16 protein-coding genes are annotated in these 17441 nt (G+C 61.3%); 7 read left to right on the top strand and 9 right to left on the bottom strand.

Annotation, left to right across the window (positions count from 1 at the left end; translation table 11 throughout):
* The first annotated feature begins 101 nt into the window (after positions 1–101).
* Positions 102–1229 carry a site-2 protease family protein gene (locus tag SJ05684_RS21200; protein WP_034857061.1) on the top strand — a complete coding sequence of 376 codons (1128 nt, stop codon included), beginning with the start codon at positions 102–104 and terminating at the stop codon, positions 1227–1229.
* Between the two features lie 143 nt (positions 1230–1372).
* Positions 1373–2635 (top strand): S41 family peptidase, encoded by a 1263-nt coding sequence (locus tag SJ05684_RS21195; protein ID WP_050980106.1) that lies wholly within the window; start codon positions 1373–1375, stop codon positions 2633–2635.
* A 14-nt stretch (positions 2636–2649) separates the two neighbouring features.
* Here the strand turns inward: SJ05684_RS21195 and SJ05684_RS21190 are convergent, their stop codons facing one another.
* Entirely contained in the window at positions 2650–3648 is a 999-nt protein-coding gene (locus SJ05684_RS21190; RefSeq protein ID WP_034857059.1) for an ABC transporter permease, read from the bottom strand.
* Positions 3649–3689: 41 nt separating this feature from the next.
* The gene (locus tag SJ05684_RS21185; RefSeq protein ID WP_083846209.1) at positions 3690–4436 is read right to left on the bottom strand and encodes an ATP-binding cassette domain-containing protein; all 747 of its coding nucleotides are present in this window, start codon (positions 4434–4436) and stop codon (positions 3690–3692) included.
* A 279-nt stretch (positions 4437–4715) separates the two neighbouring features.
* Between SJ05684_RS21185 and SJ05684_RS21180 the strand changes: the two genes are divergently transcribed.
* On the top strand, positions 4716–5696 hold the full coding sequence (locus SJ05684_RS21180; RefSeq protein WP_034857057.1) for an NAD-dependent epimerase/dehydratase family protein: 981 nt from the start codon (positions 4716–4718) through the stop codon (positions 5694–5696).
* 44 nt (positions 5697–5740) lie between these two features.
* The gene (locus SJ05684_RS21175; RefSeq protein ID WP_034857055.1) at positions 5741–6730 is read left to right on the top strand and encodes a sugar-binding protein; all 990 of its coding nucleotides are present in this window, start codon (positions 5741–5743) and stop codon (positions 6728–6730) included.
* 46 nt (positions 6731–6776) lie between these two features.
* Here SJ05684_RS21175 and eglC read toward each other — a convergent pair whose 3' ends face one another.
* Positions 6777–8174, bottom strand: coding sequence for an endo-1,3-1,4-beta-glycanase EglC (gene eglC, locus SJ05684_RS21170; RefSeq protein WP_034857053.1), 1398 nt, complete (start codon positions 8172–8174; stop codon positions 6777–6779).
* A 206-nt stretch (positions 8175–8380) separates the two neighbouring features.
* On the opposite strand from eglC, the gene SJ05684_RS21165 reads away from it, so the two are divergent.
* Complete coding sequence (locus SJ05684_RS21165) at positions 8381–11101, top strand: PAS domain S-box protein (protein ID WP_034857051.1); 2721 nt, start codon at positions 8381–8383, stop codon at positions 11099–11101.
* 1 nt (position 11102) lies between these two features.
* A complete protein-coding gene (locus tag SJ05684_RS21160) occupies positions 11103–11468 on the top strand; it encodes a response regulator (protein WP_034857049.1) in 366 nt (121 codons plus the stop codon).
* Between the two features lie 150 nt (positions 11469–11618).
* Here the strand turns inward: SJ05684_RS21160 and SJ05684_RS21155 are convergent, their stop codons facing one another.
* The 4 genes from SJ05684_RS21155 to queC all read right to left on the bottom strand — a co-directional run bounded on the left by SJ05684_RS21155 (position 11619) and on the right by queC (position 13863).
* Complete coding sequence (locus tag SJ05684_RS21155; protein ID WP_034857047.1) at positions 11619–11867, bottom strand: helix-turn-helix domain-containing protein; 249 nt, start codon at positions 11865–11867, stop codon at positions 11619–11621.
* A gap of 195 nt (positions 11868–12062) precedes the next feature.
* Entirely contained in the window at positions 12063–12800 is a 738-nt protein-coding gene (gene queE / locus SJ05684_RS21150) for a 7-carboxy-7-deazaguanine synthase QueE (RefSeq protein WP_034857046.1), read from the bottom strand.
* Positions 12797–13153: a 6-carboxytetrahydropterin synthase QueD gene (gene queD, locus SJ05684_RS21145; RefSeq protein WP_034857044.1), complete on the bottom strand. Its 357-nt coding sequence runs from the start codon at positions 13151–13153 to the stop codon at positions 12797–12799. Before queD ends, queE begins: the two co-directional genes overlap by 4 nt.
* Positions 13153–13863, bottom strand: coding sequence for a 7-cyano-7-deazaguanine synthase QueC (queC, locus tag SJ05684_RS21140; protein WP_034857042.1), 711 nt, complete (start codon positions 13861–13863; stop codon positions 13153–13155). Before queC ends, queD begins: the two co-directional genes overlap by 1 nt.
* A gap of 226 nt (positions 13864–14089) precedes the next feature.
* Here queC and galE point away from each other — a divergent pair, with 226 nt between their 5' ends.
* The gene (gene galE / locus SJ05684_RS21135) at positions 14090–15070 is read left to right on the top strand and encodes a UDP-glucose 4-epimerase GalE (protein ID WP_034857040.1); all 981 of its coding nucleotides are present in this window, start codon (positions 14090–14092) and stop codon (positions 15068–15070) included.
* A 53-nt stretch (positions 15071–15123) separates the two neighbouring features.
* Here galE and SJ05684_RS21130 read toward each other — a convergent pair whose 3' ends face one another.
* Both SJ05684_RS21130 and SJ05684_RS21125 read right to left on the bottom strand, forming a co-directional pair.
* On the bottom strand, positions 15124–16131 hold the full coding sequence (locus SJ05684_RS21130) for an acyltransferase family protein (RefSeq protein WP_034857038.1): 1008 nt from the start codon (positions 16129–16131) through the stop codon (positions 15124–15126).
* 23 nt (positions 16132–16154) lie between these two features.
* The gene (locus tag SJ05684_RS21125; RefSeq protein WP_034857036.1) at positions 16155–17438 is read right to left on the bottom strand and encodes an O-antigen ligase family protein; all 1284 of its coding nucleotides are present in this window, start codon (positions 17436–17438) and stop codon (positions 16155–16157) included.
* Between the last annotated feature and the right edge of the window lie 3 nt (positions 17439–17441).

Below are 17441 nucleotides of genomic sequence, written 5' to 3'. Positions count from 1 at the left end.
GAGGGCCCGGCGAATGTTAAATCGGCGGCTATCGGCGTAAACTCGAAGCCGTGTCCGGCATTCGAGGTGAGTAAGGCCTGACAGCTCACAGGAGCACATCGATGGCTTGGTCCTTCAAAATCGGAACGATCGGTGGCACCGCCATCCGCGTGCATGTGACGTTCGCAATCCTGCTTGCTTGGATATGGCTGATGCACTATCGCATCGGCGGCACGCCTGCGGCCATTGCCGGCATTGCCTTCGTGCTGGCGATCTTCGTGTGCGTCGTTCTGCATGAGTTCGGCCATATTGCCGTCGCCCGGCACTTCGGCGTCAAGACACCCGACATTACGCTGCTGCCGATCGGCGGCGTCGCACGACTGGAGCGCATGCCGGAAGAACCGAAGGAAGAGTTCCTGATCGCTATTGCCGGCCCGCTCGTGAACGTGGTGATCGCCGGCATCATCCTTCTGCTGCTCGGCACGACCGTGGGCCTGGAACAGATAGAGGATATCGAGGACCCGCAGCTTGGATTTCTGGCACGGCTTGCCGGGGTCAACATCTTTCTGGTCCTCTTCAATTTGATCCCGGCCTTTCCGATGGATGGCGGACGCGTGCTGCGGGCCGCGCTCGCCTCTCGCATGAGTTGGTCCCGCGCGACCCAGATCGCCGCCACCATCGGCCAGGGCCTTGCCTTCGTCTTCGGTTTCCTTGGCCTCTTCTACAACCCTCTGCTGATTTTCATCGGCATTTTCGTCTATCTGGCCGCGACCGCGGAGGCGCAGAATGCGCAAATCCGCGATCTCTCCGACAGCGTCCTCGTCGGCGACGTGATGGTCACGGAATTCGCAAGGCTAGAACGGTCGGCGAGCATCGACGAGGCGATAGAGAGCCTGCTGGCAACGACCCAACGCGAGTTCCCCGTGGTCGACGCCTCCGGCCATTTCGTGGGGCTGCTCACACGCGACGACATCATCCGGACCCTGAAAGAGGACGGCGCGGCCACGCCTGTCGTCCAGGCGATGCGTCAGGACGTGCCGACTATCCATTTCCGCAAGCGTCTCGAGGAAAGCCTGCGATTGATGCAGCAGGCGAATTCGCCAGCCGTTGCCGTGGTTGACAGCCTCAACCGCCTCGTCGGGCTGATGACGCACGAGAATATCGGAGAGATGATGATGGTGCGGGCCGCCGCGGCAGGCGGCTTCCGCTTTGGCCATCTGCGTCGAGGCAAACCCGACACGCGGGCCTGAACCACCACGCGTTCGGCGACGCGCGTTCCTGAAGAGGATACGCTGGTCGGCGAACACGACCTCTTCACGCAATCTTGTTGAAGCGATTTATGTCCAGTCTCAATCCGGCCGCGGTCTTCGGCATACTGACCACCACAAAGAAAATGGCTCTATTTGAAGTGAAGACCGTCCGCGCACTATCATTCGTGCTCCTGCTGCTCGTCATACCCGAGCAAGGCCGCGCGCTGGAGCCGCCCCGCTCCGGTCATCCGGTCTTCGACCGTGCCGTCGAATTGGTGCTCGACAATTTCTACGACCCGTCCGCCCTCGAGCGGTTCGGCGCAGCGGTACGGCAGGAAATCCAGGATGCGGACGAACCGCTCACGGAAGATAGCCCGGCGGCTCGCGTCGACGCCGCAATGGACGCCGTACTGGAGAGCCTCCGCGTATCGCACACCGGCCGCTTTACCGACGATACGATCGACTATTACGAATTGGCCGAAATCTTCCGCTTCGCAATCCGCAACGATATGAAGCGCCTGTTCCCGCCGAACGGCAATGTCAGCTATGCCGGCATCGGCATGGTGACGCGGCTCGAAGGTGGCTCACGTTTCGTCAGCGATGTCTATGACGGCGCCCCGGCGGACCGCGCGGGCATCCGCGTCGGCGACGAAATCCTCCTTGTCGACGGAGCCCCGTATCGGGAGATCGCCTCCTTCCGGAACAAAGTCGGACAGAGCGTGGAGATCGCCCTCCGCCGCGATCGCGATGCACCACCCGTCGCAGTCAAAGTGCAGGTGGAGCGTCTGCGGCCGCTGGAGTCGTTCGCAAAAGCGATCGACGAGAGCATAGAGGTAAAGGTGCGCGAAGGGCGTCGCATCGGCTACCTGCGCTTCTGGACGCTCTCCACCTCCGACGGCCTTGAGATTGCCGCCCGCGCACTTTCCACCGGCCGCCTCAAGGATGCCGAAGGCGTCGTCGTCGACCTGCGCGGGCGCTGGGGCGGCGGGCCGCCTGACGCGGCCGAACTCTTCGTCGGCGGCGTACCCAATTTCCGGCTGATCGCGCGCAGTGGGAAGGAGACGGTTGCGAATGCCCTCTGGCGCCGGCCCGTCGTCGCGATCATCGATGAAGGCTCAAGAAGCGGGCTCGAGCTCTTCGCCTATGCGCTGAAAGCAAACGGCATACCGCTCGTCGGAATGCGAACCGCCGGGGCGCTGCTTGCAGGGCGTGCCTATGTCCTTCCCGACGACAGCCTGCTTGAAATAGCGGTCTCGGACGCCGTGATCGAGGACGGTCTGCGGCTCGAAGGGCGCGGGGTGGAGCCGCATATTTCCGTGCCATTCAGCCTGCCCTACGCCGATGGTCGCGATCCGCAATTCGACGCAGCCATGGACGAGATGCAGCGGATCCTTGCCAAAGGATGAAGCCCGGGTAGCTTTTAGTCGCTCTGGCGAAGGTTGCGGATCCGGTCGAACAGGACGGCGAGGATCGTCGCGCCGCCGATGAACGTGCCCTGCCAGAAGGCGCTAATTCCGAGCAGGCCAAGGCTGTTTCGGATGACTTCGATCAGCGCGGCGCCGATCAGCGCTCCGGAGGCGGTGCCGACGCCGCCGGCGAGGTTGGCGCCGCCGATAACCGCCGCGGCAATGACCTGAAGCTCCATGCCCGCGCCGATATTGGTCGTGACAGCGCCGAGCCAGCCGGTTTGGATGATACCAGCGACGCCGGCCGCGAGCGCGGAGATCATATAGACCGCCACCTTGATGCCGTTGACCGGCACGCCCGTCAGCCGCGCAGCATGCTCGTTGCCGCCAATGGCGAAAAGATAGCGCCCGAACCGCGTCCAGCGCAGCACGAATCCCGTGAGAAGCGCGAGAACGACCATGTAGATCACGGGATTGGCGATGCCGAAGAACCAGGCCCCACCGCCGATCGACAGAAGCAGGTCGTGATCCGGGCCGAACTGGAAGACGACGGAGTTGTTGGAGACCACCATCGCCAGGCTGCGCGCGATCGACAGCATCCCGAGCGTGACCACAAAGGGTGGGAAGCCCAGATAGGCGATCAACACGCCATTGAAGCCGCCGATCAGCAAGGCCGTGCCGATGGAAACGGCGACGCCCACCTCAAGGGCGTAGCCCGCATTCATTGTAACCGCGAGGACCATGCTGCACAGGCAGAGCACTGACCCGACCGAGAGGTCGATGCCGCCGGTGATGATCACCAAGGTCATGCCGAGCGCGATGATTGCAACGAAGGTGAAATTGCGCGTGATGTTGTAGAGGTTCCGTGAAGTCGCAAACGTGTCGGTGGCAAAGGAAAGGAAGATGCAGGCGAGGATGAAGGCAATCAGCACCCAGAATGTCTGGCTCGACAATATCGAGCCAAGCCAGGTCTGCTGCCTCTGCCCGACTGCCCGATCCAGGGTAATTGCCATTGGTCAACCTTCGCTTTCTTCCCATACCGGCGCGCTTTCGATCACGCCCGTTCGAGGGCGCCGGTAATCAGTCCCGTGATCTCTTCCGGTGAGCTTGCCGCAATCGGCTTGTCGGCGACTTTTCTGCCGCGCCGCATCACGACAACGCGATCCGCTACGGCGAAGACGTCGGGCATTCGGTGGCTGATCAGTACCACCGCAATGCCGCTGTCGCGCAGGTGGCGGATCAGATTGAGCACTTCCGCGACCTGTCGCACGGAAATCGCCGCCGTCGGCTCGTCCATGAGCACGATCTTTGCCTCGGACAGCATCGTCCGCGCGATCGCCACGGCTTGCCGCTGTCCGCCGGACATCTGCTTAACGAAGTCGCGCGGCCGAGTTTCGGACTTCAACTCCATGAAAATCTCGCCGGCGCGGCGATACATCGCCTTGTAGTCGAGGATGCTCAACGGTCCGAGGCCCCGGCGCAATTCACGACCCAAAAATACGTTCGCTGCCGCTGTCAGGTTGTCGCAAAGCGCCAGGTCCTGGTGGACGATCTCGATGCCGTGCTGGCGCGCCTCGACTGGGCGGTGAAGCACCAGTTCGACGCCATTCATGCGCATTGTGCCATGACTCGGCCGGAAGTTGCCGGCGATCATCTTGACGAGCGTGGACTTGCCGGCACCGTTGTCGCCCATCAGTCCCACGACTTCGCCCGGCTCAAGCGTCAGCGAAACCTCGCTGACCGCCTGGATGGCGCCGAAGTGTTTGGAAATGTTGGCGAGTTCGAGGACCGCCACAGCCATCCACCCTCCCAGACCTGCTGCACGTCCTTGAATCGAGCTCGGGTAAGGACAAAGAGATGCAGCAATTCAAAGTTCCCCAGCGGCGCTGCGGAGCCTGCGCGCTGTCGCCGCCTCTTTGCCTCCCAGGCGGCCTGCAATTCCATTTACGCAAAAGCGAGCGTTAGCGTCAATCAATAGTCCTACAAATTGAACCGTATCTGCGGCATTTTAGATATTGTAATACAAATATTCGTTGACGCGTGACAAACGCGCATATTAGCTTGTCAGCGGGAGGTCAGCATGCTGATCCTTGTCACCGGGGCAACGGGCAAGGTCGGGCGGCACTTCATCACGGCGCTGCTTGACGATCCGCGTTTTCGCATGGCGCGCATCCGTGCGCTCTGCCACAATCGCCTGTGTGCAGAAGCGGAACGCGTCGAGGTGGCGCGCGGCTCGATTGCCGACCGCGAGGCGGTTGTGCAAGCTCTCGAAGGGGTCACGCATGTCGTGCATCTCGCCACGTGCAAGGAGCTGCCCGATCAGGTCATGGACGTGACGGTAAAGGGCCTGTTCTGGCTCCTGGAGCACTTCCGTGCGAGCGTGACCGCCAGGCAGTTCATTCTTATCGGCGGCGATGCCGGCATCGGTCATTTCTATTACCGCCATGAGGGGCCGATCACCGAAGCGGCAGCCCACCGCGCCTATCCGGGCTGCTACGCCCTTTCGAAGGTGCTCGAGGAAGTCATCATCGAGCAATACGGCATCCAATACGGCGTGAACGGCTGCTGCCTACGCGCCCCGTGGATTATGGAGAAGGACGATTTCAAATATTCCCTCTCCTTCGGCGACGACGTGTTTGGCGGCCCCGTCTGGAAAAACCTTGTTTCCGAGGCAGATGCGAAGCGTTACGCGGAGGACGGCACCGTACCGCTGCTCAGAGATGCCGACGGCCGTCCGCTGAAGCGCAATTTCGTGCATGTCGAGGACCTCGTATCGGCGATACTCGCCGCGATCGACAATCCACGGGCCGTGCGTCAGCTCTTCAACATATCGATGGACAGGCCGGTCGATTACGGCGAGGTCGCCGTTCATCTTGCCCGCACGCGCGGCCTGCGTTCCGTCGACATACCGAGCCGGTTCCATTCCAACTGGATGGATAACAGCAAGGCTAAGTACCTGCTGGGTTGGCAACCCCGCTACGATCTCGAAAAGCTCATCGACTCGGCCTGGCAGTACGAGCGGGCGGCAGATGATCCGCGCATCGTCTGGTATCCGGGTTGATTTGGTCGCGGACGGAAGAGTCCGCTCGTTCAAGGGAGGAAGGCATGAGGAAGGCGCTATTGCTTGCTGCCGCCGTCCTGGCGCTCAGCGCCGGTACGGCTCTGGCCCAGAAGAAACAACTCGTCATTGTGGTCAAGGGGCTCGACAACCCGTTCTTCGAGGCAATCAACCAAGGCTGCCAGAAGTGGAACCGGGAGAACCCGGATTCCGAATACGAATGCTTCTATACCGGTCCGGCTTCGACGTCCGACGAGGCCGGCGAAGCGCAGATCGTGCAGGACATGCTCAGCAAGCCCGATACGGCCGCGATCGCGATCTCGCCATCGAATGCCAAACTGATCGCACAGACGCTGAGAACGGCCAATCCGACCATTCCGGTGATGACGGTCGATGCCGACCTTGCACCTGAGGATTCGGAATTGCGGCAGACATATCTGGGCACCGACAACTATCTGATGGGTCAGCGCATCGGCGAATACATAAAGAAGGCCAAGCCGGAAGGCGGCAAGATATGCCTGATCCTCGGCAATCCCGGCGCCGACAATATCCTGCGGCGGGCGCAGGGCACGCGCGATGTTCTGACTGGCCAGGAAGGCCTGACCGAACTGAACGGGGAAGGCGGATGGACGGAGGTCGCTGGCTGCCCGGTCTTTACCAATGACGATGGGGCCAAGGGGGTTCAGGCGATGACCGATATCCTCGCTGCCAATCCGGATCTCGACGCCTTTGCGCTCGAGGGCGGCTGGCCGCTGTTCGGCGCGCCACAGCCCTATCGCGACCTCTTCCGGCCGATGGCAGATCGCATCGCCAGCAACGATTTTGTCATCTCGGCCGCGGATACGATCGGCGAGGAGGTCGCGATCGCCCGCGAGGGTCTGGTGACGGCGCTCGTCGGGCAGCGGCCGTTCGAAATGGGCTACAAAGCCCCGCAGGTCATGCTGGACCTGATCGCCGGCAAGCCCGTCGAGGATCCGGTCTATACCGGCCTCGACGAATGCACCAAGGACACGGTCGACACCTGCATCCAGAAGTGAATCATAGACGTGCCGGCGGCGCCCACGCCGCCGGCACGTCGACCGCTCAGATATGCCAATCTGCATCCAGCGAATAGGCCTTGATGTAGTCAATCTTCATTTCGGACCCGTCGACGAGTCCGTCGCTAGGCGTCCCGGCTATGCCCCCGACTGCGAGATTGACGATCATATACATCGGGTCGTGCATGTCCGAGGGTGTATCGGCCCGCGCTATCGCCGCGTCATCGAAATACCAGACGATCTCCTCCTCCGTCCAAAGCACCCCATATTTGTGAAATCCGCCGGTGTCGGGCACTTTCACGGCACTTGCGACGCTGGTCTGGGAGCCAGTTTCATTGGAATGCACGGTGGCGATGATGGTGTTCGGATCCTGCCCGCGCATTTCGACGACGTCGAGTTCCGGCGGCCAGGAGCCGTCGGCGGGGAGCAGCCAGAAGGCCGGCCAGACGCCCTGGTCATCCGGCATGTCGGCCCGGATTTCGAAATAGCCGTAGGTCTGTGCGAAGGACGAGTGCGTCGTCAGCATGCCGGACGTGTAGTCATAACCATTGATTTCCGCCTGGATTGCCTCGGAAGCCGGCTTGGCGGTGATCGTCAGCACACCGTCCTTTACCGAAAACGGATTGGCAGACGCCGTCGGCTCATAGCTTGGATTGATATACCATTGCAGTTCGCCGTTCCCCGTAAGCGTCGCCCCCTGTTCGGGCGCCCACCAGAATTTGGGATCCCAGACGCCGTTCGTGCCCTCGCGCAGCTGCAGCGTGTCGAAGTCGTCCGAAAAGGTCTGCGTCAGTACGGAGCGGTCGAGGCTCAACCGGAACTGGTTCGCCTGCAACTGATCAGCTGTGGTGTTCCTGAACACAAGGCTCTCGCCGTCTGCGAGGTGGAGCCTGAGATCCATACCCTCCTGGGCCGCATTGGCGAGCACCTGCTGAAAGGACGTGAATCCGTAGCCGTCGAGGCGGACAATGTCATCGAAGTTGAAGTCGGTGATGAGGTCGCTTCCGTTTCCGCGGGCGACGACGAAGGTATCGGCACCTCCCCCGCCGATCAGGACGTCGTTGCCGTCACCGCCGTCGATCGTCTGACGGCTCGAGCCCCCTTTGATGATGTTATCCAGGTCATTGCCGAAAGCAAAGCGGTTGTCGCCGGTGACGGTCAGGTTCTCGAAATTCTCCGGCAAGGTGTAGCTCATCCACGTGCTGATCGTGTCGACGCCCTCGCCCGGGGCCTCATAGGCGCGGTTTATCGATGAATAGAGATAGTAGATGTCGTCGCCCGTGCCGCCGATCATGGTGACGTTCACGGAACTGTCGCCCCACATCGAATCGTTGCCGGCCGTTCCGTAGAGCACGGGGCCGGATCCGGTGGCGGAAAACCATGCCGTGGAGCTACCGCTGTAATAGAGTGGTTTACCTACGGCGTTCAGCACAAATCTGCTCATTCGCATCGTCTCCAATTCGAGTGTGGACTTGCTCCGCGCTTCCGTGACGGCGAATCCGTTTCAACCACACGTCGGAGTCTGGTTATTTTATTGCATCCCTGTGTTGCTACTATGGCATGAGCTCCTTTACCTCTTTTGGGGCAAACCGGAACAAAGCTGACGTTGGCCGCGTTCACCCGCGTTATGGGGGCGCTCGGAGGGAACTTATGAGCAGCGCGCAGATTTTGTCCTCGTGCCTGGTAGGTGATGCGGGGGTGCTCGGATCACCGGACTTTCGTACGGCGTTGGATGCGCTTCCTGTTGCCGTCTACCTGACGGACGCAGACGGATATGTCACCTATTTCAACCGCGCAGCGGCCGACCTTGCAGGACGAGAACCGACAGTGGGGAAAGACCGCTGGTGCGTGTGTTGGAAGCTGCTACGGCCCGACGGAACGGCGCTGCCGCACGACCAGTGCCCAATGGCCATAGCGTTGAAGACAGGCCGGCCAATCATGGGACAGGAGTTGCTCGCCGTCCGCCCGGACGGGACGACAGCCCTGCTTCTCCCTTTCCCGACGCCAATCTTTGACGAGGCCGGGGCACTCTCGGGTGCCGCCAATCTCCTCGTCGACATCACCGAGCGCAGAAGTACGGAAAAGGACTCCCGTTATCTCGCCGCAATCGTTGAATCCTCGGATGACGCCATCGTTGCCAAGGATTTGAACGGCACGATCACCAGTTGGAACCGCGGGGCCGAGCGCCTCTTCGGATACACCGCTGATGAAGTGGTGGGCAAGTCGATCACCATTCTCATGCCGCCCGGCTATCAGAATGAAGAGCCGAGCATCCTCAGCCGCATCCGCCGCGGCGACCGCATCGATCATTACGAAACTCTGCGCCAGCGGAAGGACGGGAGCCTCGTCAACATCTCCCTTACGATTTCACCCGTGCGCGACGCCGGCGGCCGCATTATCGGGGCCTCGAAAATCGCGCGCGACATCTCCGAACACAAGCGTGCAACGGAAGCATTGGCAGCGCGCCTGCGCGAGCAGGCCTCCCTCTACCACCTCGCGGAAAGGCAGCAACGCGCGCGCGACATCAACGAAGTCTATGAGGCGTCGCTGGACGCCATTCAGAGCGCTCTCTCCTGTCAACGGGCGTCCATACTGCTGTTCGACAAGTCCGGGACGATGCGCTTCGTCGCCTGGCGCGGCCTCTCGGAGCGCTATCGGCAGGCCGTCGACGGGCATTCTCCGTGGACCGGCGAGGCAAAAGACCCGGAGCCGATATTCATAGAAGACATTGCCCAAACAGACATTGCTGAGGACCTGCGACGGGTCATCCAGACGGAGGGCATACACGCACTTGGCTTCATCCCGCTCTTCGCTGGGGGGCGGCTTATCGGCAAGTTCATGACCTATTACGACCTGCCGCATGCTTTCGCGGACAGTGAAATCGGTGTGGCCATGACCATAGCCCGGCAACTGGGATTCAGCATCCAGCGCCTTCGCGCCGAAGAGGCGCGGCAACGCGCGGAGGAGCAGTTGCGTCGGAAAGAAGCAATGGAGAGAGAGCGCGCCGCCGAACTGATGGCCATCATGCAGGCTGTGCCTGCGCTCATCTGGATTGCCCGCACGCCCGATTGCGCGGAAATCGGCGGCAACCGTGCGGCTTACGAGCTTCTGCGGCGGCCTCCCGGGACCAACCTGTCGCTGTCCGCGCCAGCTGGCGAGCGGCCAGACAACTTTCATGTATTCTCAGACGGGCGGATGCTGGCGGCCGATGAACTACCCGTTCAACGGGCCGCACGGGGCGAGGAAGTCCCCAACTTCGAAGAGGAAATCCGCTTCGAAGACGGTTCGCTGCGCCATATCTTGGGAAACGCAACGCCGTTACGCGATGCCACCGGCGCGGTGGTTGGCGCCGTGGCAGCATCGGTGGACATAACCGAGCGTAAGCTGGCGGAAGAAGCGCTGCAAGAAAGTGAGCGACGGCTCCGAATTGCGCTCGCAGCGGGGCGGATGGGGGCCTGGGAATGGGATACGGCCACTGGCAAAGTGGTATGGTCGCCCGGCCTGGAGTCTCTTCATCACCTCGATCCGGGAACATTCGGCGGAACGCTGGCCGATTTCAAGCGGGACATTCATCCGGAGGATCTTCCCCTGGTTGAACTGGAGATCGCCAAAGCCTTGAAAACACATGAAAATTATCACTTGATCTATCGGATCAGGCTTCCCGACGGGGAAATCCGATGGATGGAGGCCTTTGGTCAGGTGTCGCCGCCGGGAACGGGACGCCCCCCCAAACTCGCCGGTGTCTGCATGGACATCACCGAACGCAGAGAGGCAGAATCCCAGCGAAACCTCCTCGTCGCCGAACTCAGCCACCGCGTAAAGAACACCCTTGCGATCGTCAGTTCGATCGCGCGTCAGTCCTTCTCCACAAACCCGAACGTCGACGACGCGCGCGAGTCATTCGACGCGCGTATAAGGGCGTTGGCCCAAACGCATACCCGCCTAGCCGAGGCAAGCTGGTCCGGGGTTTCGCTCGAAACGGTGCTCTTCGACGAACTCTCGCCCTACAGCGACGCAAGCAGGAATAACGTCTCGCTATCGGGACCAGCGACAATGTTGCCGCCCAAATATGCGCTGACGCTCGGGATGGCTGCGCATGAACTTGCCACCAATGCGGCCAAGCACGGTGCGCTTTCTGTGAAGAGCGGCAGAGTCGGTATCGAGTGGAGCGTCGCCCCTCAAGGGAGACGTCTTCAGATCTGCTGGCAGGAAGCTGGCGGCCCGCCCGTTCCGGAGCCGAAACACAACGGATTCGGCCGGCTGTTGCTGGAGCGCGTGGTCGCTTCGGATCTCGGTGGTGAAGTACGGCTTGAATTCGCCTCTGAGGGGCTGACATGCACGATCGACGTGCCCTGTCCCAGGGATCCCTGAGATGAACACGTCCGAGCCACATCGCGTTTTCGTTGCGGAGGATGAATTCCTCGTCGCTTTGCAGATCGAGGAGGATCTCGTCGCCGCCGGCTACGCGGTGGTTGGCCCCTTCACAACCCTCAGCGCCTCAATGGCCGCCTCGCGGACGGAGGTTTACGAGGTGGCGACGCTGGATCTCAATTTGCGTGGCGAACTAGGCTATCCATTGGTCGACGAGTTGGTCGAGCGGAATGTGCCGGTCCTGCTGCTGACCGGCTATGCCAAATCGGATCTACCGGAGCGATACAGGACGCTGCCGTGCCTGACGAAACCCTTCGATGCCACCTCGCTGATCCGAAACATCCGGAACCTGCTTGCGGCACAATGAAGCCTCGTCGAATCTATTGTGTCGTGCCTCCTATCCGACACACTACAGCGCCGCGCGTCTTAACAGACGCGCATAGTCGCGGTAGCACTTGAACGCCGCATGTCAGCAAGTCCTTGCGGCCGGATCACGGGCAGCCGACCCGCTCTAGTTTTACATCTCGCCGGGCAGCAAATGGGAAATCGGCACCTGAAGGGCAGCCGCGACTCGCTTCAGCTTCGCCGGATCGTTGTCGCCGCCGCTTTCGATGTCGCTGATTTCGACGCTGGTAAGACCACAGGTGACAGCAAGGTCCTCGATAGTGTAGCCGACTGCCTCACGGGCGGTCCTCACACGCGCAGCAATATCGCTCGCGAGCAAGATCGGGACCTGTTCTTCGCCAAGGGTGGGGGAAATGGACATAAATGTCTCCTTCTCGTGGCATTAAAATTCTTTCGAATTTGCTTTGGAGTGTGGGTGACAGGGCGCCGTTAACGCAGCGGTAACGTTTTATGTCATTGATGTAACACGGACAAGCTCAATTGACACGCCCCCTCCATGAAACGCCTGCGGGAGCCCGGCCAGAGAGCGTATCGATACGGGTAATATTGAAGCGATCTACACGCCCCGCTTGTTCCCCCATAAGAGGACGTGCAATTGCGGCAGAACGCGCGCCTCGAACCACCTGTCTTCGGTGATGCGCTCGACCAGCCAGCGCATACGCTCCGTCACGCCTTCGATGTCGATCGGCGCATCGTGTTCCTCGGGTGGCGGCGGCGTGTGGTTGCCGGGCTGCAGATAGACGGGCAATTGAGGGTAGCGTGCCGCGGCGTGCCGCGCATATGAATAATCTGCCTCGTCGAAGACAACGATTTTAAGAATGGTCTGCGGCTTTCCCGCGCTCGCCTGTAGACAGTCGCCGAGCGCGTCCCAATCCGTCTCCATCCCACTCGATGGCGGCTTGGGGCTGAGCACCAGGACGTCGAGATCGGCGAACCAGTCGCGTGCGACCGAGCCTTGCGTCTCCAGGGCGAAGCGGTATCCCTGTGCGTGGCCGCAGGCGATCAGGTCTCCGAGCGGCTGGATCGCCGGGTTGCCGCCAGACAAGGAGACCATGAGGGGCCTACCGCCGGAAAGGGAAGTGACCTTCTGCCAAACCTCCTCGGTCGACATCGGGCGCCACTCGTCGCGATAGCGGCTGTCGACTGCGTGAAGGCTGTCGCACCAGGAACATCGGTAATCGCAGCCGCCGGTCCTGACGAACACCGTCGGCAGTCCGATCAACGCGCCCTCGCCTTGGATTGTCGGCCCGAAGATCTCGCTGACGCGGATTTCGGCCGGTCGTGAGCCGGTCATGGCCTGTATTCCGCCCAGGTCTTTGCCGTCTCGCTAACGCGCACGGCGGTCGTTTCAGGAAAGCGCGCCTTGCACCATTCAAAGAAATGCTGTGCCAGGCACTCCGCGGTCACACGGTCGTGACCGAGCACGTCGTTCAAGTGACGGTGGTCGAAGGCTTCGTCGATGTAGTGCTTGAGTGACGCGAGGTCATGATAGTCACGCACGAAACCGTGCTCGTTCAGCGCTCCGGCAGAAAGCTCGACCTCGACGACGTAATTATGCCCGTGCAGCCGCGCGCATTGATGTTCGGGCGGCAGGCTCTTCAGCTGGTGAGAGGCGGAGAAGTGGAATTCCTTGGTGATTCGGAACATCATTTCACCTCCTCTGCGACAAAGGCGCCGGTGGCCTCGACCCAGAAATCCGGATCTTCATAGTCCGTCGGGTCGGCAACACCGGCGAGGTGAAATGCCTCGCGCCGCTCGACACAGGTCCCGCAACGGCCGCAATGGCGGCTACCGCCCTTGTAGCAGGACCAGGTTTCGGCAAAGGGCGTGTCATGCTTCGCGCCGTCGGCGACGATGTCCGCCTTGGAGACATTGACATAGGGCGCATAAAGCCTCACGTCCGCGTATCCCTCAAGCGCATGGTTCTGCATCGCCTGGAAGGCATTGATGAAGCCTGGGCGACAGTCCGGATAGATGAAATGATCCCCGCCGTGGACCGCAGTCGCCACAGCCTCGGCCTTGTGGGCGGCCGCGATGCCGAAGGCGATCGCAAGCATGATGGCGTTGCGATTCGGCACGACCGTCGTCTTCATCGTCTCTTCCGCATAGTGCCCGTCCGGCACCTCGACGTCGTCGGTCAAGGCCGAGCCGGTGAGATGCCGGCCGACCTCGGTGAGGTCGATGACCTGATGCGGCACGCCGAGACGCCTGGCGCAAGCGGCGGCGAAATCCAGTTCCTTGCGGTGCCGCTGGCCATAATCGAAGGAGACGAGCAGGGCGAGCTCGTGTTCCGCAGCGACCTTGTGGGCGAGCGAAACGGAATCCAATCCGCCGGAGCAGATCACAATGGTTTTCATAACAGGTGTCCTTGTTTTGACCGGGTAGGCTGCGACCGGAGTGTTACCTGTCCGGCTTTTAGGCCAAAGTGGACGGTTTGTGAATGGCCACCGGATGAGCAGTAAGAAAAATCGATATCCGGTAAATCGCGCCGCCACTTTCATGATGTGTTGGAAATTCGCCGCTATTCGTTGCGAGGCGTATAGGCCCCACGTAAGTTCCAGACGTCATCCACCGAGGTTACCCGTGCAGAACAACAACATCCTTGTCGTCGGCGGCGCCGGCTATATTGGCTCCCACACATGTCTCCAGCTTTCGGAAAAAGGCTACCAGCCCGTCGTCTACGACAACCTATCCAATGGTCACGAAGAGTTCGTCCGCTGGGGGGTGCTGGAGAAGGGCGACATTCGTGATCGTCGGCGTCTTGACGAGGTGATCGCACGCCACGAGCCGCGGGCCATCCTGCATTTTGCCGCCATGATCGAGGTCGGCGAGTCCGTGAGGGACCCCGTGTCCTTCTACGACAACAATGTCATCGGCACATTGACGCTGCTGTCGGCAGCGCTTGCGGCAGGCATCGACGCCTTCGTCTTCTCGTCCACCTGCGCCACTTATGGCCTGCCGGACAGCGTCCCGATGGACGAGACGCACAAGCAGGCACCGATCAATCCCTATGGCCGCACGAAATGGATCTGCGAACAGGCCATGAAGGACTACGGCATGTACAAGGGGCTTCGTTCGGTGATCCTGCGCTATTTCAATGCCGCCGGCGCCGATTTCGAAGGCCGAATCGGTGAATGGCACGAGCCGGAGACCCACGCGATCCCGCTGGCGATCGACGCAGCCCTCGGCCGACGTGAGGACTTCAAGGTCTTCGGCACCGATTATGACACGCGTGACGGCACCTGTGTGCGCGACTATATCCACGTGCTCGACCTCGCCGACGCTCATGTCCGTGCGGTAGACTACTTGCTCGAGGGTGGCGAAAGCGTCGAGTTGAATCTTGGAACCGGTACGGGCACGACGGTCAAGGAACTGCTTGGCGCGATTGAGAAGGTCGCGCAGCGTCCGTTCAATGTCGGTTATGCGGACCGCCGCGATGGCGATTCCACTACGCTCGTCGCCAACAACGACAAGGCCCGCCGCGTGCTCGGTTGGGAGCCCCAATATGATCTGGCGTCTATCACCGAATCGGCCTGGAACTGGCATTCGCGCAGAAACGGCTAGAGCGGCAGCATGTTTCCTGACCCGGACATGGGTGCCTAAGGCGCCAACCGCACCTATTCGACGGTGCCGCCGGCCAGACCAGGGGCAGGCGGCGGCGTCCGGTCGCGCTTCAAGAGGGGGCGCTCCAGCAACAGGTAGCCGACGATGCCGACGAGCGTTCCCGAGACCGTGGCCAATATCATCGAGATCTTCGAATGAAGGTCGAACAGAGTGCCCGCCTTCGCCACGACTGAAATCGCAAAGGTGTGCCAGAGATAGATCGAATAGGAGGCGTTGCCGAGAAGATTTAAAATCCGCACCTTCGGCACCCGTCCATGGGTCTCGAACGAAAGCGCGCCGAGAACGAGAAGCACGGACAGCGGCCCAGTTAAGCGCTCGTCGAAGGGAAGCCGCAGGCCGGCAATCAGCGCAAAGCCGCCGAACGAACAGGCGATAAATCCGAGCCCGGCGCCGAGTGGCGGCACCCTCCCTTGCAGCCAGAGTGCACCGATGATCATGCCGGCAACGAACTCGAGGACGAGAGGGCGGGTATAGGTGAGCAAAAGGGGGTTTTCGCTGGTAAGGGATAAGCCCGCAATGACCAGTATGAGAAAGAACCCCGCGACGGCCGGCAACCGCCAGAGCCGCGGCAGGACGAGAGAGGCCGCAAAGACCGCATAGAAGAACATTTCGTAGTTGAGCGTCCAGCCTTGCACGAGAACGGGCCAGATCTCACCAGTGCTCGGCGAGCGCGCGGGAACGAAAAGCAGGGATGCAACGACGTGTTCGGCCGTGAGAACCAGGTTCGGAAAAAGACCCGCCAGGCCGCCCACAACCATGACCGCCGTCGCAAACCAGTAGATCGGCAAGATACGCCGCACACGGTCGGCGAGGAATTTGGCAGGCATGACCGGCCGCCGCGCGCTTATGACCCACATGATGAAGCCGCTGATGACGAAGAAGACATCGACGCCAGCCGCACCAATCGCGAAATGATGGCCGGTCTTCTCGGCCGCGTGGAAGGCGACGACAGCGAGCGCAGCCAAGGCCCGCAAGTACTGGATTGTCTGTATCGTCCCCATTGGTTGCGCCCCCTCCCCGGTCTTCACGCCGTCGACCGCCGACGCCCGTAAGCGGGCTGCCCCTCCTCGCCAGGCCAAATCCAGGTCGTGCCGGGCCGCGTGCTTGCGACCGTCAGTTTTCCCGCCGTGAAATACATGAGGAAGGATCCAACATGGTACGGATTGAGGATGTCGATCTCCACGAAGGAGCGGATGAGGAGCAGCACCGCAACGCCGAAGAGCACCATGGCTTCGGGATCGCGGTTCGCCGAAAGTACGCGCTTCAACTGCCCGACGACGGCGGCGAGCAGTACGAGACTCAAGAGCACGAGCCCGATGAGCCCGGTTTCGACGGCGGTCTCGATATACGTGTTGTGGAAATGGAAGCCGCTGCGGGCGGTGATGTAGAATTCCTCCCATAGCCGCTCGGCCTCGGCAAAGCCTTGCACCCAATAGGCCTGATAGCCGATGCCGAAGATGGGGGCGGCCTTCGCCGCATCGAGGCCCTGCTGCCACAGGTAGGTGCGGCCGGTCAGCGTCGAATCCTTACCGAAGGCGCCCAGAACCAAATCGAAGGCGCCGCTAGAGATCAAGGCGAACACAGCCACTCCACCGAACGCGACAATCCCGAGGAACAGGCCCTTGCGGCTGGTTGGCCTCAGCGCCGTTATCGCGCGCATGGAGAGGCAAAGCCCGAGAATCGCAGCCGTGGTCAGGATCGAGGTCGCCGACTGCGAGGCGAAAAGCGAGTAGGCGGAAATCGCTCCGGTGACCGCGGCGGCCGCCCGCCACAGCGCCCGTTCACCCAGAATGAATATCGCGGCAAAGGCGAAATAGATGCCCAGCGAGGCATAGAAGCCCAACTGGTTCTTCGAGGCGAAGGCGCCGACGAAACTATACGTGCCGTCAAGCGGATCGTAGTGATAGATGCCAAACAGCAGGGAATAGACAAGCACAATGGCAACGCCGGCCATCATGCCGCGTGAAAGGGTGCGAACGTCGATCACCCGCATGGCGATCAAGGCACAGACGATTTGGCTCAGATATTGTATGCCGCTTCGCAGCGTGACACTCGGCGCGGCCGACCAGAACATAGACAGGCTGGCGAACACGGCGAAGGCGAATATCCACAGAAACTTGCCGTAATTGCCGAGGACCTTCTTGTAGTCGACGAGGACGAGCGGAAGCCACAGGCCGTAATAGAGGAGGATCGAAATTTGCCCGAATCGGGACGAATAGGCGAAGACGAAGAGCGAAAGGGCGACGGCTGCAGTTCCATAAAGCCCATTCGCCCCCGGTGTTATGAGGCTCGCCTTCGAGATCCTCATTCC

This window comes from Sinorhizobium sojae CCBAU 05684, assembly GCF_002288525.1.
GTDB lineage: Bacteria > Pseudomonadota > Alphaproteobacteria > Rhizobiales > Rhizobiaceae > Sinorhizobium > Sinorhizobium sojae.
Note: the sequence above shows the minus strand (reverse complement) of the source record. Positions and strands in the feature narration are given on the sequence as shown.